Origin of the sequence: Enhygromyxa salina (assembly GCF_000737335.2) — a bacterium.
GTDB lineage: Bacteria > Myxococcota_A > Polyangia > Nannocystales > Nannocystaceae > Plesiocystis > Plesiocystis salina_C.
The window spans coordinates 1-15,672 of record NZ_JMCC02000107.1 but is presented as its reverse complement, the minus strand read 5'-3'; the positions used below and the strand labels follow the sequence as shown (position 1 = coordinate 15,672).

Here is a 15,672-nt window from a genome sequence, read left to right as displayed (position 1 = left end):
ATGGCCTCCCCGCGCGCACTCGTCCGCCCTCCCCTGCTCTCCACCCTCGCGCTCAGCCTCGCGCTGACCGCCGCGTGCAAGTCGAACAGCAACGACGCCGCGACGACCAGCAACGACTCGACCACACCCGACGCTGAGGGATCTGGCGCGGATCCGCAGCCGACACCAAGTGTCGACGACACCGGAGCGCAGCCCACCGAAGAAGAACCCGACGATCCACGCGCGGTCGCGGTGGCGATCACCCAAGCCACGACCGCCGCGAGCACCACCGCCAAGGGTGCCAAGGGCCTCGGCTTTAGCATCGACAAGATCACCCATCTGTTCTCGCTGATGGCCACCGTGAAGCTGCCCGTGTGGGGCGCGGCCGGCTCCGGTGACGCCAAGCTGACGCGCGACGATGATCTGGACACGGCGTGGACCTGCGAGTTTGGCCAGGCCAAGCCGTGCGTGCTTGGGCTCGCGCTGCCCGAGAAGGCCAAGGTCGAGGTCGTGCGGCTGTACACGGCTGGCGGCCCGCGCTACCGCGACTACAAGGCGCACCCGCGGGTCGCCAAGGTCCGCATTCACACCGACGCCGGCTACCTCGACTCGACCGTGCCTGACGGTGCGGATCACGGCTACGTGCGCTTCGACGCCCCCGTCGAGACCCAGAGCCTGGCGATCGAGGTGCTCGAGCTGCACGCCGGCAACAAGGACCAGCAGATCCAGCTGGCCGAGGTCGAGGTGTATGGCACCGACGGCGTCGCGCGGCCGCCCGTGATCCTCGACCCGGCGCTCGCGTGGGCGGGGTGGGAGACCACGGCTTGGGGTGGCGACGATCGTGACCACACGATCCGGCAGGTCTTCATCAACCTCACCCGCCCCGGGCCCTCGGGCGAGGACGGCCCCGCGCGGCGTCGGTTTGGTCGGGCCAGCGCGGTGTTTGGTCAGGTCGGTGACGACTACGCGCTGTTCGAGCGGCTGCACAGGACCACCTGCAGCGCGTCATCGGGCAACTACATGCTGTTGGACAAGCGCAACCGCATGTCCTACGCGCTCGGTGAGCTCGGCGGCGCGGGGGCCCAGGTCTATCGCCACGCGGAAGGCCACGGGTTCGCGGTCGGCTGGATGAACGCGGACGGCCAATTCACGATCAAGGGCATCGTCGAAGAGGGCGGCAAGCTCAAGTGGAAGCGCCCGCCCCCAGAGGGATCTGAAGACGGCGCGACGCAGCTGCGCGCGTGGGGCTTCGACCCCGATCCGCTGCCCCGCGGGATCCCGCTCGAGGGCGGCGTCGCCGGCTGCCATCGCGGCGGCGCCGGCGAGCTCGCGCCTGTCATCGCAGCAGCCAAGCTCACCGCAGCCGATCAGCTCGACCCTGCGCAGTGGATGATCTGCAGCGTCGGCACCGACACGCTCTACGCCTCGGCCCCGTGTGACGGCAAGGCCCGCGCCTACCAGCTCGACGCCAGCGGCAAGATCATTGGCAAGCACGAGAGCAAGCTCGCCGACGCCCGCGGGCTCCGACTGCGCCGCACTGGCGACAAGCTGTTCGTCGAGCTCTCGTCCAAGCGGGGCGACACCGCGTCCTTGTACCTCGCCGAACCCGGCATGCTCACCGAGCTCGAGAGCAACGGCGCCCTGTTCGTGCGCCCGCCAAGCTCTTGCACGCCCTGCACCGACGTGTGGATCAACCCCGACGCCTCGTTGGTCGATGGCGAGGGCGACGAGGGTGAGTACGGCGACGAGGGCGAGTACGCCGACGAGGGCGAGCTCGACGAGTTGGACGACGACGATGGCGGCGAGGACGAGGGCGACATCGACGAGCCCGAGCCCGAGCCCGAAGACGAGCCCGAAGACGAGCCCGAAGACGCCCGCCCGGCCCCGCCACCAAGCCCAACCCCGCCCGGTCCGGGCTGAGCACGCGGACGTCTTCACGTTGTCGCCCCTGCTGGCCCCAACCTCGGCCGCGAACTGCACTGCGGACGAGCTAGGTGCCGCACACCCGAAGTTCGTTCCGGGTATGCACGGCACTGAGGCCCAATGGCAGTGTCGCAACTCCTGGCAGTACGCCCGCACACGCCCCCCGCGTGTTCGGATCGGAGCCACCCCCGTCGAAGGCAGAGCGCACAAAGGCCGCAGACTGCTTCAACCCGGCGTATCTACGCACGTGGAGATTAGCGAAGAGAAGCGCGGCCGGGCCAGTGAGACGAGACCAAAGGAAGCGGGGTCACGAAACTGAAGTAGACCGCAGCCGGGCTGGAACAGTCTGCAGCCCGTGCGCGGTCCCCCGCCGGCACACCAACCACCGAACACAACGTGAATTTGTAGCACGCAACATCAGGCCTCAGGCCGCCCTACTCAGCGGCCGCGGCCAGATCCTCACGCAGATCCGTAGGCCGAGGCGCCCACGGCCCGACCAACTTCCCGGGCCCATCCTGCCACCGCACCACCACCCCCTCGGGCACGTCCTCGTAGCATAGCTCGGGGTCTTTGTAGGTTCCGGCCAGCCGATCCCACACGGTCGTGAACTGCCCAAAGTTGTACTGGTAGTACCAATGGTGAAGCGTGTGGTGGCCTGTGTAGTTGATGAATTTCCAGCGAACCAGCGAGACTCGATCATGGATCACCACGGACCACGCCGTCACGAAGCCGACCATGACCAAGTACATGATCGCGTGAACCGGGAACAAGAACGCACACAGGTGATGGGGTAGCGCCTGCGCGAACGAGTCGATCGGGTGAAACGCGGTGCTGACCCACGAGGTCGTGACCCGAAACTGATGGTGACGCTTGTGCAGCCAGTTGTAGAGAAAGTCCGAGTGCAGCGCGCGGTGGGTCCAGTAGATCATCGTCTCGGTCACCGCGAGGTACAGAAAAAAGCTCGCAATCAACCACGGCCACCCGTAGTCGCTGACGTCCCAGTACAGGTGCCCGTAGCCATGCGAGAGCAGCCAGTGGAACGGGACCATGAACAGCGCGTTGCCAGCGACCGACACCGCGCCCCAGAACCGGGCTTTGCGGTTCTCTTGCGGATCCGCGACGTAGTCCGGGTGGAAGCGCTTGCGGCCCCACACGAAGAACAACAGGTAGCTAAGTCCTGAGGCCAGGAAGTAGGCCAGCAGACCGCTGACCGTGAGGACCAAGAAGATCGCGAGGGGCGCGTCTTCGATGCCGAGCAGCTTGATGAGCATGAGATGTGGGGCCGAGAAGGCGCAGAATCCTAGCAGCGTGGGCGAGCGCCGCTGCGACCAAGATCACGGGTCGCGATCTACAGGGGATTCGCCGCCGCCCACCGGTTGTGCTCGTCCAGACACCGGCGCAGGTACGCTGGCTGCTGCACGGGGATCCCCCCCCGCCGCGCGTGCGCTTGGTCTGCGTCGTGCGCCCGGCCCAACGCCCGGCTCGCGTCCTCGATGCCCAGCAGCACGTCGGCGCGGCATCCATCGAGGTGCGGGGGCCAAGCCTGGCCCGCGGGCGGCGGCTCGAAGCCCGGTGGCAGGCTCGTGCCCGGGACCTCGTCGAGCAAGCTCAGGGCCTGCGTGAACACACCCAGCGCGTTGCGATGCTCACCCGCGGCCGCGAACAATCGCGCGAGTCGCAGGAGATCCGGGACCAAGCGAACCCGTCGCTCGGCCACGACCGCAGCGCTGGCCGGAGCCTGCGGGAGCTCGAGCGCCGCGTCCCGACGCAGCACGATCTCCAGCCCGATCGCGACCCCGGCGACCGGATCACCCGAGAACAGGTGCACGTTCGCCAGGTTGACCAGCGACTGCAACACCAGGGCGTGATCGGGCGGGTACACGCGCTCGCGGATCTCGACGGCCCGCCAGTAGTGCACGAGCGCGTCCGCGTAGGCGTGGCGATCCGTCGAGACCACCCCGATGTTGTTGTGCATGGTCGCTACCGATGGGTGCTCGGGTCCGTGCACGCGCTCGAGGATCGCCAGCGCCCCGCGGTAGGCCGCGACCGCTTCGTCCTTGCGATACTGCATGTAGACCGCGACGCCGAGGTTGTTGAGCGCGTCCGCGACGTGGGGGCTGTCCTCGCCGTAGAACTCGCGCAGCCTCGCCAGCCGCTCGCGCGCGTGGACCTCGGCCCCGGCGAAGTCCTGCTTGGCGAAGTGCAGCTGCGCCCGCGCGTGGAGTAGATCGGCCGCCAACGCCAAGTCCTCGCCGTGCGCGAGCGCCAGCGCCTTCGCCAGCTCGTCCGCGTAGCCCAGCCAGCTGTGCGCTTGGTCGAGCTGCCCCGCGCGCACCAGCCCCCGGGTGAGCCGTGACCAGCTGCGCGCCGCGAGCTGCTCATGGCCACCGCGCAGGGCCGCGATCGCGGCTTGGTGCAGGGTCTCGAGCTCGGCCTCGAGGTTCAGCTCCACGTCGGCGCGGTGGCGACCGATCTCGAACAGGGCCTCGGCCTCGAGCGGGGCCCAGTCGAGCTCCCGGGCGAGCTCGAGCACCGCTCGTGCGCGACGCAGCCCGTCCTCGAGTTGGCCGGAGCCAAAGCTTGCCCGGGCGGCCGCGAGCTGATCCAGGGCCCTCACCACGCGCAGGCGCCGGCTTCGATCGGCGGGCTCCGGCATCAGCTCGGGGCTCTGATCGCGCTCGCACGCGTCGATCGGCGTGAGCGAGGAGACCGCCCGCGTCGCGTGCTCGACGGTGCGCGCGTCGCCGCGCCCCAGCTGTGTCGTCAGCCCAGCGAGCTCTCGCCGACGCGCCTCGAGGCACGCGCGCCGACCCTCGAGCCAGGTGGCGTCGTGCTCGTGCCGCAGGTGCGTGGCCTCGCAGGCCGTGACCTCGGCCGCGAGCCAGCGCTCGGCGTAGCTGTCGAGCCCCGTGGAGATCCGCGCCCAGCTGTCCGGGGCGTAGGTCAGCTCGCTCGCCGCGATCGCGGCCGCGACGTCGGCCCGCACGGCGTCGTCCCACACCCCCGCGAGCTGCTCGACCGGAGCCGCGCATGGCTGATCCTCACCGCGCGCAAACACCGACCAGACCACCACCGCTGCGATCAGCGTGACGCCGACCAGCGCCACCGTGGGCACCAGCCGACGGCGCCGCTCGCCAAGGCTGGCCTCGAGCTCGGTCAGCAGGTCCTGCATGGTGTGGAAGCGACGGCTGCGGCGCGGGCTCAAGCCGCGCAACAACACGCTGCGAACCTGCTTGGGGACCCGCAGGCCCCGGCTCGACTCGCGGATCTGCAGCTTGCGCTTGCGACGAGCGAGGACCTCGGACCGGCGCCCCGAGAAGGGCCGCTTGCCGTACAGCGCCTCCCACAGGCTCACGCAAAACGCGTACTGATCCGAGCGCGCGTCGACGGTCGCGTGCTCGTGCTGCTCGGGCGCCATGTAGGCCGGGGTTCCCAGCACGGTCCCTGCCATCGTGATGTTCGACGGATGGACCAGGAACGAATTGGGCCCGGAGTCTGGATTGGCTCCGCTGGAGTCCATCCCCGAGTCCAGCTCGCCGATGGCTTCGGGGCCCGAGGGCTCTCGGGCCGCCCCGGTCCGAGCTTGGCTCTCGGACGCCGCGCGCTCGAGCGCCCGGGCGATCACGGGCTCGGTCTCGGCCCACTCGCGCGCGCGCGGACGATCGTCGCGTCGGCTGTCGCGCGCGAGCCCGAAGTCGACGACCTTGACCTCACCGGCGTGTCCGACCAGCACGTTGTCGGGCTTGAAGTCACGGTGGATCAGCTCCATCGCGTGCGCGGTCGCGAGGGCATGACCGGCGGCGACGAACACCTCGAGCACATCGCGGACCGAGCGGTGATCCGCGCGCAGCCACTCGCGCAGGCTCTGACCGTTGACGTGCTCCATTGCGATGAAGACTTGCCCGTCGCTGACCCCCACGTCGTGGACCTTGACGACGTTGGGGTGCTCGATCCGCGCGAGCGCCTGGGCCTCGCGCAGCAACCGGGCGCGCTGGGTGTCCCCCTCGGTCCCCCACGCCGGTCCAAAGTTGACCAGCTTGAGCGCGATGCGGCGATCGAGCTGGGGATCCCAGGCGGCATAGACCACGCCCATGCCGCCTTGACCGATCGTGTCAACGACCACGTAGCGCCCAATCGTCTCGCCGCGCTCACGCAGACGTGGCGGCCCCGCTTGGGTGCGCGGCTCGGGCACGGACTCAGCCGCCGAATCGACCGCCGAGTCTACCGCTGTGATCGGGCGCGAGGGTTCGCCCTCCATGTCAGCGTCCTCGACCACGGACTTAGCATAAGCGCATGCGAATCGCTTGTCCCCAGGGCATCTCGGGAGGTGGCGGTCGCTTCAAGCCGCAGCCGCGACCGGTCCCCCACCGGTCCCCCACCCGTGCCCCACCCGTGCCCCACCCATGGATGAGGTCGAACGCGAGGGGCGACCGCCGCGGGTGCGCTCAGTTCGAAGCGTTGGCCGTCACCAACAGCCGCACTTCGCCGGTGCTGACCTCACCACCCGGCTCGACGGCCGACACGATGTCCGGGGTCGAGTCGCCGTCGGCGTGAAGCACCCCAAGGGCGCCGCGCGGGGCCCCGTCGCTCGCGTAGATGATCGGATCCTCCGACAACAGCCCGCCCGAGCCATCGCCAAGGTACACGCGGACCTCGGCCGGGCTGCCCACGTTGATCAGGTAGTCGGCGTTGCCGTCGCAGTTCATGTCGGCCAGCGTGAGCCCAGAGACCTGGCTGCCCTCCACCGCCGGCAGCGGCGGCTGCGGCATCAACGTGCCGTTCTGATTGATGAGCGTCCGCAGGTCGCCCGACATCGTGTCGAGGATCACCACGTCGTCGGACAAGGCCATGGTCGACGAGAACCGCCCCACGGCCAGCTCCCGACCCGGAAACGGCAACATCACCTGCGCGGGCGCGTCCCACTCGACTTCGCCTTCACCGTCTTGGCCGCTGCGCCGGACGACCCACAGCACGCCCTTGCCATCGGTGATGCTCGTGACCAGCAGATCGCTGTCGCCGTCGTTGTCGAGGTCGGTCATCGCCGAGTCCAAGAAGGTCTCGTAGTCGAGCGCGAACGACTCGAGCGGCGCAAACTCGAAGAAGGCCCCGCCCCCCTCGCCAGCGGCCGAGTCGCCGACACCGACGAACGCCCGGCCCTTGACCGCGCCATCGACGATCAAGACGATGTCGCTGGTCTCGTCCCCGTCGAAGTTGCCTAGCTCGATGCCCACGATCTGCGCGTCGAGCAGACCCGGCAAGGTCGAGGGCGCCCCGACGAGCTCGGGCGGGGACATCGGCGAGGCCCTGGAGAACACGTAGACCCCCGCGTCGGTGCCCTCGTCGTCGGTGCTGGTGGTCGCAACCACCAGGTCGAGCATCGGATCACCGGCGAGCTCACCAAGCTCGAAGTCGACGATCTTGCTGGTCCCAAACCCTTCCAAGATCCGCTCTTGATTGGGGTCGGTCTCGTCAAATGACACGACCCTGAGCTCGTTGCCAAGATCGCCGCGCACGATCGCGTCGTCACTCTCGGAGCCGATGAGGTTCGCCAGCAGCATCCCGCGTGGATCCGGCATGGCCTCGCGGGCGGGGCCAAGCTCGTAGCCAAGATCGCCGCCGGCCGCCTCGCAGCTGTTCACGCCCACGCCCGCGCACATCACCGGGGACTCGTCGCTGCCGTCCGCGCAGTCGGACGTGTCGTTGCAGATCGACTCCAGCGGGACAACGCCCCCGTCGTCACACTCGAAGGGCTCGGCGTCGGCGAAGCACCGCTCGAACGCCTCGTCGGAGCCGTCTGGGCAGTCGACGGTGCCGTCACACAGCGCGTCCTCGCTGATCCGCTCGCCGTCGTCGCAGGCGAACAGACCGCCGCAAAACCCCTCGATGCAGCTGCTCTTGGGCCCGCATTGGTTGTCGTTGGTGCACGGCAGACCCGCGGCGTCGAGTCCGTCGAAGCAGGCCCCAAGTCCAAAGCTGGCGGCAAACGCTGCCAACGACGCCAAGATCCTGAGACTGGATTGAATGCGTAATTTATCACTCACGTGCGTGTCTCCTACTCGGTCGACGTTGATCAGAACCGCCCCGAGATCGCCAGGCCACCACCGCTGGGGCTCACGCTCGGGACAAATCGAGGCAGCGCCGCGCTGCGGCGGTCAATTTTCTTGTTGCGCAAGACCCCGACCACGACCAACGCGAGGCCAGTCGGCACCAACACCCCGGCGCCAACCGAGCCGACGATCAACATCGTGTTGCCTGCGCGCCCGGACGCGAAGCGATCCTCGCGACCGCTGAGGTCATCGGGCGCGAGATCGCTGATGTCGTTGGCGTTGCTTGCCATCAACCCGCCGACGATCCCCACGACCCCGAGCAGCGCCCCAAGCCCCGCGACCGTGCCGCCAGCGGCGATCAGCGGGGTCCCGGAGCGGAGGTCTTCGTCGGCCTCGCCGCCGTCTTGCGCGGGCTCGACGGTTGGGGCCGGGACCGGGGTGGGCTCGCTCGCGGGGCGCTCGAGATCGGCGAGCATGCCCTCGATCTCTGCGATCCGAGCCTCGACCTTGGTGGTCTCCGTGGCGAGCTGCTCCTGATCTTCGTGGAGCAGCGAGAGGTTGGACCGAAAGCTCTGCAGCAGCTGCAGCGCCTGCTTGAGGTGGATCTTGTCTTTGTCGAGATCGAACGCCTTGAGGTGCGCCTGCGCGAGGTTGTAGATCAGCAGGGCCTTGATGCTGGCGTTCTCGGTAGAGGAGCCGACCAACGCGTAGGCGGCCGTCCACAGCTCGATCGCCCCGGCGTAGTCGGCGGTCTCGTACTTGGCTTGTCCCTGCCGAAAGATGGTCTCGGCGGTCTCCAAGTTGGGATCCACCGGCGCCTCGTCGGCCGCGGCCGGATCGTTGGCGTTGGCCGGCGCGAGCACAGCCGCCGCCGCCGTGCGTGGGGCCACGCTGAGGGCAAGCAGGCCAGCACCGGCCGCGAGCGCCGTAAACCGGGCGTGGAGCGGCCGCATGGGGACCACCGAGGAAACGGGAGGGGGGGAGGCGTACTCGAGCGCGGGCATGAGCGAGGTCCAGACAGCCTACCAAGCTTGGGCAAGCGAGTGTCAGCACCCCGTGCAAGACCCTGGCCATTGACCTTGGTGGGCCCTGGCACGGCATTGAGAGCGAACGGACTGTCCGCGACGACCGTCTGTCGGTCGCTGACGGTCACCACGACCGTCGGATGCTGTCGGCCGACCCGCTCGCCCTCGGCGCCTCACCCGTAATCTGGTAGATCGGGCCCATGCCGACCGTCGTCCATGCCACTCGCCGCGGCTGGGTCTACGCGCCGTTTACCTGCGAGCACTGCGGGCATGCAGATCACGGCGCCGTCTACATGCAGGCGAGCGCCGGCGCCCAGGCCGGGCTCGTGCAGGACCTCGACGACTCGCGGGATCTGGCCCTGGGCACCGCCCACGGGAACATGGAACAGGCCGGCGACGAGTTGATCGCGCTCGCGCCCTGCCCCGGCTGTGGCCTGCGCGACGAGCTCGCGGTGCGGGCGTTCGTGGCCAGGGCCAAGCCCTGGCTGGCTGGCGGCGGCGTGCTGGTGAGCGTGGGGTTGGCGGGGGCCGGATACCTCGCGAGCAAGGACGCGCTGTTCATGGGCCTGGTCGTGACCGGGCCGCTGCTGTTGATCGGCGTGGTCGCGCTGGTGGTCGGGCTTGCCAAGCGACTGCGATCGCTGCCGGGCGGCGTCGTGTTTCGCTCGGTCGATCCGCGCCCGTGGGCCGGCCTCCACCAGTGAGTCAAACAGGCGGCCCCACGCTCCCCGAGGAGTCGCGAGGCCGCCGCGATCTGAAGCGAATCGTCACAGAGCATCAGTAGTCGTCATCATCGTCGTCGTCGTCATCATCATCGTCATCGTGGCCCTTTTTCCCCTGCTCGTCGTCGTGACAGCACCAAAACGGCAGCTTCTCGTTCTTGTGGCAGATCCCTTCGAAGTCGGCCCAATCGGGGTCGCCGTCGTAGCTGATCCGCCGATTGCCACACAGCACGTAATTGTCGTCGGCGATGTTGCCAAGCCACTTGTTCTTTGGGTTGTAGTCCTCGTCGAGGTCCGAGTTCAGATACAGGTATGTCAAGTCTTCGTAGCTGCATACGTTGCTGCTGCGCTTGCGGCAGTTGTTGATCGCCCGGCGAAACCGCCTGGCCGGGCGCAGCTGCTTGCTGATACACAGCCGCGGGCCAGCCTGTTGAAAGCCCTTTCGGCAGCTCGACTTGGCGAAGCCGGCCTCCGGCTCGGGGCTGGGGCCATCGATCTCGTCTAGCTCGGGATCGGTCGCGGGGTTGCTGGCGGGATCGAGCATGTCGGTGTCGTCGCGCGCCTCGGTGACGTCTGGGAAGCCGTCGCCGTCGCGGTCGTAGACCCACAGCTGAAGCTCGTCGTCGAACCCGGCCGGGCTCAGGCCGTCGATCTGATCGGGGCTACGGCTGACCAGCGGCGGGGTGTCGGCGTCAGCGGCGACGGCGTCGTCGACGTCGAGCGCGGCGGCCCGGCTCTCGTCAGCGGTGATCTCGTCGGTGTCACACGCTGCAGCTGACATCAGCAACAACGCGAGACAGCCGAGCGAGGCGAACATGCGATTGTGAAGGGGGAGGTTGACGTGGCTGTTCATGCACAGTGTCAAAGCAACCTGCGTGCCGGCTCCAATTGGCCGCACATGTCCGCTATTCGCGATTGCGCCCGCGTGCAGCGTCCAACGCGGACGCGTGCCAACGTCCGTCGTGGACGCACTTGGCGGTCGATGCCTCGTCTGCGTGCGGGCGCCAACAGCTAAGTCTTCGCTGCCCCGGTAAAACAGATCGCCACATCCAAGCTCGAGTTCACAAGCGCGGCTGAATAGTCTGCGGTGTCAGCAAGGGTGACACGTCTGGCGCAACAGCCCCTTTGAATGGCAGTAAATGCCGTACACGGCGAGCCCGGAGCGAGCCCCATGCACCACACGCCCAGCGCCTCGACCACGTCGCGCCCTTTCGAGTCCATGCCGATCCCAACCGACCCTGTGCTGCCAGTGGTGGGCACGCGGATGCGGACGATTGTCGACCGCCTCGCGACCTACGCAATGTTACCCGAGACCTTGCTGATCACCGGTCCGACTGGCACCGGAAAGTCCTCGATCGCCCGCTGGGTCCATGATCATTCGCCGCGAACCCACGCACCGTTCGTGACCGTGGACTTGTTGGCGGTCCCCCGCGAGATGCAGATGAGCGAGCTGTTTGGCTGGCGACGCGGGGCGTTCACGGGGGCGGTCCGCGATCAAGATGGCGGCGTCACGCGGGCCGGCGCGGGCACCTTGTTCATTGACGAGGTCGACAAGCTCTCGCTGGCCTGCCAGGCCGGGCTGCTGCGCCTGCTCGAAGACCGTTGCTTTCGGGTGTTGGGTGACGACCGCCAAGATCGCCGCTGCCACGCGCGGATCATCGTGGGCACCAACGGCGACCTCGAGGCCGCGGTCGCCCGCGGGGAGTTCCGCGAGGATCTCTACTACCGCGTGCACGTGCTCGTCGCCGAGCTCCCCGCGCTCGACGCTCGCCGCGACGAGATCCCAGCGTGGGCCAACTTCATGGCCGCGCGACGCTGCGACGAGGCGGGCGGCTGCGGCTCGCGATCGCTGAGCCTGCGCGCCTGCGAGCTCTTGTGCGCCGCCGAGTGGCCGGGCAACCTGCGCCAGCTCGACAACGTGGTGCGTCGGGCCTGGGCGCTGTGTCTGGCGGAGCTGCCAGAGGCCAAGCAGATCGAGGCCGCCCACGTGTCGCTGGCGCTCACCTTCGAGTGCCACCACGGCCAAGCCAACGCGTCGATCCTCGGCGAGCTCGAGCGGGCCGCGGACGCGCTGATCGACGAGATGCTCGCGCGCCACGAGCACCTCGGGCTCGACGATCTCGACGTGTTTCGCGGGATCGTGCTCGAGCGCGCGGCCGCGCGGCTCGGCGGGATGCGTGAGGCCTTCGAGCTGTTCGAGGCCAACTCGACGATCGAGCGGCGCAACCAGGCGCGGGCGTTCAAGCGCGCGCAGGCTCGCACGCAGGTGCTGCGCAGCTGGCTCCGCGAGGATCCATGAAGGTCAGGCTTCGCCGCACTCGACCCACACCTCGGCCGGATCCTCGAAGCCCTTGATGCGAAAGGTCCCGACCCGCTCGAACCCGGTCCGCTCCGACTCGGGCAGCGCCTCGACGGCCGCAGCCGACAGCATCACCCGACCTGGCGTCGGCAGCGTGACCCCTCCTGGCGGCCCAACCCGCGTGCGCTCGGCGATCTTCTCGAGGCGAAACAATCGGTGGACCTCCGCCCCGTACACGTCGGCGGCGCCAACGTGGACCTCACCACAGTGCACGACCAGGCGCAGGCTGCTGCGATCTTGCAGACCCCCCAGCAGCGCCCGCGCGCCCGCGAGCGCGCCCGTGACCGAGTCGTACACGACCAGGTAGCCGTCGCCGACGCCCTTGATCACCCGCGGCGCCGCGTGGCTCTCGTGGGTCAAGACGTCACGGATGTCGCGCAGGAACTCGACCAACATGGTGTCGCCGTGGTGCTCGACGAACTCGGTCGAGGCGACGATGTCGATCAGCAGCATCGCGACCGCGGCCCGGTGGGTCGGGCCCATGGTCGTATCGGGACCGCTGAGATCCCCATGGTCCTCGTGGTCCAATTGATCGGACGAGTCTGGCGGGTCGGACGAATCGCGTGAAGCGGACGGCTCGTCGGCGACGAGCTCTCGCGCGCCCTCGGGGCTGCGCGGGGGCGTCACCACGGCGCCACGCGGGGGGCTGGCCGCGCGCCGGGGTGGAAACAGCTCGAGCAGCGCGAGGTGCAGGTCATCCCAGCCGCGACGCTCGAGCCGGGCCGTCAGCTCGGCGAACGCCGAGGTCGCCGCGACCAGATGTCGCGCGACCTCGATGCTCTCGCCCGCGCCCACGTGGGCGTCAAACCGAGCGAGCAGCTCGAACACCGCGTCTTCGCTGTCCTCGTCCCCACGCCCGGCGCCACGCTGAAGCTCGCGCTGGACCTCGATCATGCGCCCGTAGTAGCTGGGCCAGGGCTGCTGGTGTCCGATCACCACGTGCCGAAACGGCACGAAGCCGCCGCCGCCAGCGAGCTGCTGGGCCAGCGCCTGCAGGGCCGGGTGCAGCAGATAGTGGGGCGAAGGCGGCAGCTGTCGCCGCGACCCACCGACCGCGTCGCGGGGCTGGCGAAAGTGCTGGCTGCGTCGACCGGTCGCCGGATCCCGAACCACCACCCCGAGCAGCCCACAGTCGAACAGCTCGCGGAACGGGTGATACACGCCGTCGGCCTCGCGGCCGTGCAGATCGTAGTACTCGCGCTCGAACCCATGAAACCGACACCAGACGTCGACCAGATCATCGGGCGTCAAGATGTCGTTGTGCAGCAGCGCCAAGAACCGCCCACGCTCGTCCCGATCGCGCAAGATCTCCAAGAACACGCGCATCTCCAGGAACACGTTGGCGACCAACATCCCCGCGCTGGTCTCACGGATCACTCGCTTGAATTGTTGCTCGTCGATCGGCGCCCCGCGATTGCGCGAGATCTCGGACGCGATGATCACCAGGTCGCGCGGCCGCCCGAGCGTGTGGCGATAGATGAAGTCGAACGGCCGCTCGCCCCGGGCCCCGCGGGTCGTGGTGATGTGATCGAGGCGAACGAAGTCGCGCAGCTGCACGCGCTCGTAGAAGTAAGTCAGCTTCCCGAGCATGTCCTCGAGATCGCGCTTGGTGTAGCGCAGCGCGGTCGTGGCCCCATGCAGGTTGGCCTTGATGTCGGACTCGTACTCGGCGAACGCCTCTTCGCGGATCGTTGCGAACACCTTGACGTGGGCGTTGGTGCTCATCAGATCCCAAGCCGCCTCGATCATCCCGGCCTGCATGGCGATCCAAGCCTGGCGCGGGAGCTGGCGCAGGGCCTGGTCGAGCTTGTCGACGAACATGAAGGTGGGGCTGTGCAGCGAGCGAATCTTGTACTCGAGGAAGCTCTCGCTGCGATCCAGCATCTGCTTGAGCTCGCCAAACGACAGCGCCAGCAGCTGCTTGATCACAACCGTGGGCTCGGCCTTGCGGCCCTCCAACATCGCGCGGATCGGCGCCGCGAAGCGCAGCAGCTCGTCGCGCTCGTCGGAGCTGCCGCCCGCGCCCGCGTGATGCGACAGCGCAGCAACGCGAAACGCGAACGCCCACATGCGCTTGCAGCTGTGCAGCTCCGACATCAGCGTGGTCTCGGCCTTGCCCACGCTGGGCAGATCGCTCATCAGGTCCAGATACGGCCGGCCCTCGGGGATGAACTTGACCGCCGCGCTCTTGCGCTCGTCGCCACCTTGGTACTGCTCATGAAGCAGCGAGCGCTTGTAGGTGAGCAGCAAGGTCTTGCCGAGCCCCTTGCTGCCGACCACGAAGTACTTGGTCCCGCTCTCCAAGAACTCGGTGACCACGTTGTTCTTGAACGTCAGCAGGCGCAGCTCGTTGATATCGATCTGGTTGGCGTCCGAGGCCCAGCTGCGCGACGGCGGCGGCAGCGAGGCCCCCGCTTGCACGCTGGCCGCCGCGGGCTGCGACTTGCCGAGCGCGACCAGCCCCTCGAGCAGCTGCGCGACCGTGCCAAACCGACGATCGATCTCATGGTGGGTCGCCTGCGCAAACCAAGCGTCAAACCCCCGCGGCAGGTTGTCCGCGATCGTTGAAGGCACGACCCGCGCCCCGCTGGTCTCGCGGATCAGCTCCGCCAGCGACTTGGCTCGAAACGCCCGCTTGCCCGTCAGGCACTCGAAGCAAACCGCCGCGATCGACCACAGATCCGCCCGATGGTCGACGTTCTGCGCGTCCTCGGCCTGCTCCGGGCTCATGTAGGTCACGGTCCCAAGCGCGGTCCCGGCCATCGTCAGCGCGCGCGGCTCGGAGCTCTGGGTCCGGTCCATCGGGTCGACCGCCAGCGATTTGACGATCCCAAAGTCCAGCACCTTCGCCACCGACTCCCGCCCCCGCTCGAGCCGCCCTTCCAGCAAGAAGATGTTCGCCGGCTTGAGGTCCCGATGAATGATCCCCTTCGCGTGCGCCTCGGTAATCGCCGCGCACACATCGTTGATCACCGCCACCGTCTGCGCATGGCTCAGCGCCCCCCGCTCGAGCCGCCGCGAAAGATCCTCCCCCCGCAGCAGCTCCATCGTCAGGTAAGGCACCCCCCGCTCGCTATCAACCTTGACATCCAGGATCGACACCACGTTCGCGCTACGCAACCGCGCCGCCGCCTGTGCCTCCCGCAAAAACCGCTCACGCGCCGTCTGGGTCGCCACCAACCCCGGGTGCATCAACTTGATCGCAACCTCCCGACGCAGATCCAGATCCGTCGCCTGCCACACCCGCCCCATCCCACCACTGCTCAAGAACTGCTCGAGCCGATACCGACCATTGACAATATCCCCCTGCGCAAGCTCGACGTTCGCGGCCTTCAGCGCACCACCGCCGACCTTCGTCGACACCCGATCATCGGCCGCCATGCGCCGCAGACTAGATCATCAATCCCCCCCAGACATCGACATCCCACACATTGCCCCCATCCATCCCACCCAAGTTCGCAACCCACCCCCAACGCCCCCAGCTCAGAGGCCACCATCCACACCCCACGCCCCCAACTCGGAGGCCACCACCACCCCAACGCCCCCCAAGCAATCCACCCCACGCCCCCCAGCTCGGAGGCCACCACCACCCCAACGCCCCCCAAGCAATCCACCCC

At 68.4% G+C, this 15,672-nt stretch carries 9 protein-coding genes; 3 read left to right on the top strand and 6 right to left on the bottom strand.

Annotation, left to right across the window (positions count from 1 at the left end):
* The gene (locus DB30_RS32405; protein WP_052556360.1) at positions 1-1,899 is read left to right on the top strand and encodes an anaphase-promoting complex subunit 10 family protein; all 1,899 of its coding nucleotides are present in this window, start codon (positions 1-3) and stop codon (positions 1,897-1,899) included.
* 437 nt (positions 1,900-2,336) lie between these two features.
* Here DB30_RS32405 and DB30_RS32400 read toward each other — a convergent pair whose 3' ends face one another.
* From DB30_RS32400 to DB30_RS32385, 4 genes are all read right to left on the bottom strand, one after another.
* Positions 2,337-3,173, bottom strand: coding sequence for a sterol desaturase family protein (locus tag DB30_RS32400; RefSeq protein WP_052556359.1), 837 nt, complete (start codon positions 3,171-3,173; stop codon positions 2,337-2,339).
* 77 nt (positions 3,174-3,250) lie between these two features.
* Positions 3,251-6,178 carry a protein kinase domain-containing protein gene (locus DB30_RS32395; RefSeq protein ID WP_146661601.1) on the bottom strand — a complete coding sequence of 976 codons (2,928 nt, stop codon included), beginning with the start codon at positions 6,176-6,178 and terminating at the stop codon, positions 3,251-3,253.
* 169 nt (positions 6,179-6,347) lie between these two features.
* Positions 6,348-7,943 carry a low-density lipoprotein receptor class A repeat-containing protein gene (locus DB30_RS32390; protein ID WP_146661599.1) on the bottom strand — a complete coding sequence of 532 codons (1,596 nt, stop codon included), beginning with the start codon at positions 7,941-7,943 and terminating at the stop codon, positions 6,348-6,350.
* A 29-nt stretch (positions 7,944-7,972) separates the two neighbouring features.
* Complete coding sequence (locus DB30_RS32385; protein ID WP_153258437.1) at positions 7,973-8,953, bottom strand: hypothetical protein; 981 nt, start codon at positions 8,951-8,953, stop codon at positions 7,973-7,975.
* Between the two features lie 221 nt (positions 8,954-9,174).
* Here DB30_RS32385 and DB30_RS32380 point away from each other — a divergent pair, with 221 nt between their 5' ends.
* Positions 9,175-9,678 carry a hypothetical protein gene (locus DB30_RS32380; RefSeq protein WP_052556350.1) on the top strand — a complete coding sequence of 168 codons (504 nt, stop codon included), beginning with the start codon at positions 9,175-9,177 and terminating at the stop codon, positions 9,676-9,678.
* A 73-nt stretch (positions 9,679-9,751) separates the two neighbouring features.
* On the opposite strand, the gene DB30_RS32375 is transcribed toward DB30_RS32380, so the two are convergent.
* Positions 9,752-10,549, bottom strand: a complete 798-nt coding sequence (locus DB30_RS32375; protein WP_052556348.1) for a hypothetical protein — start codon at positions 10,547-10,549, stop codon at positions 9,752-9,754.
* A 366-nt stretch (positions 10,550-10,915) separates the two neighbouring features.
* Here DB30_RS32375 and DB30_RS32370 point away from each other — a divergent pair, with 366 nt between their 5' ends.
* A complete protein-coding gene (locus DB30_RS32370) occupies positions 10,916-11,995 on the top strand; it encodes a sigma-54-dependent transcriptional regulator (RefSeq protein WP_052556346.1) in 1,080 nt (359 codons plus the stop codon).
* A gap of 3 nt (positions 11,996-11,998) precedes the next feature.
* On the opposite strand, the gene DB30_RS32365 is transcribed toward DB30_RS32370, so the two are convergent.
* Positions 11,999-15,436: a P-loop ATPase, Sll1717 family gene (locus DB30_RS32365; RefSeq protein ID WP_052556344.1), complete on the bottom strand. Its 3,438-nt coding sequence runs from the start codon at positions 15,434-15,436 to the stop codon at positions 11,999-12,001.
* Between the last annotated feature and the right edge of the window lie 236 nt (positions 15,437-15,672).

Bases quoted from the DNA above. Each gene is read 5' to 3' on its own strand.
- DB30_RS32405 (WP_052556360.1), top strand. From the start codon at position 1: ATGGCCTCCCCGCGCGCACTCGTCCGCCCTCCCCTGCTCTCCACCCTC.
- DB30_RS32400 (WP_052556359.1), bottom strand. From the start codon at position 3,173: ATGCTCATCAAGCTGCTCGGCATCGAAGACGCGCCCCTCGCGATCTTC.
- DB30_RS32385 (WP_153258437.1), bottom strand. From the start codon at position 8,953: ATGCCCGCGCTCGAGTACGCCTCCCCCCCTCCCGTTTCCTCGGTGGTC.
- DB30_RS32380 (WP_052556350.1), top strand. From the start codon at position 9,175: ATGCCGACCGTCGTCCATGCCACTCGCCGCGGCTGGGTCTACGCGCCG.
- DB30_RS32375 (WP_052556348.1), bottom strand. From the start codon at position 10,549: ATGAACAGCCACGTCAACCTCCCCCTTCACAATCGCATGTTCGCCTCG.
- DB30_RS32370 (WP_052556346.1), top strand. From the start codon at position 10,916: ATGCCGATCCCAACCGACCCTGTGCTGCCAGTGGTGGGCACGCGGATG.
- DB30_RS32365 (WP_052556344.1), bottom strand. From the start codon at position 15,436: ATGGCGGCCGATGATCGGGTGTCGACGAAGGTCGGCGGTGGTGCGCTG.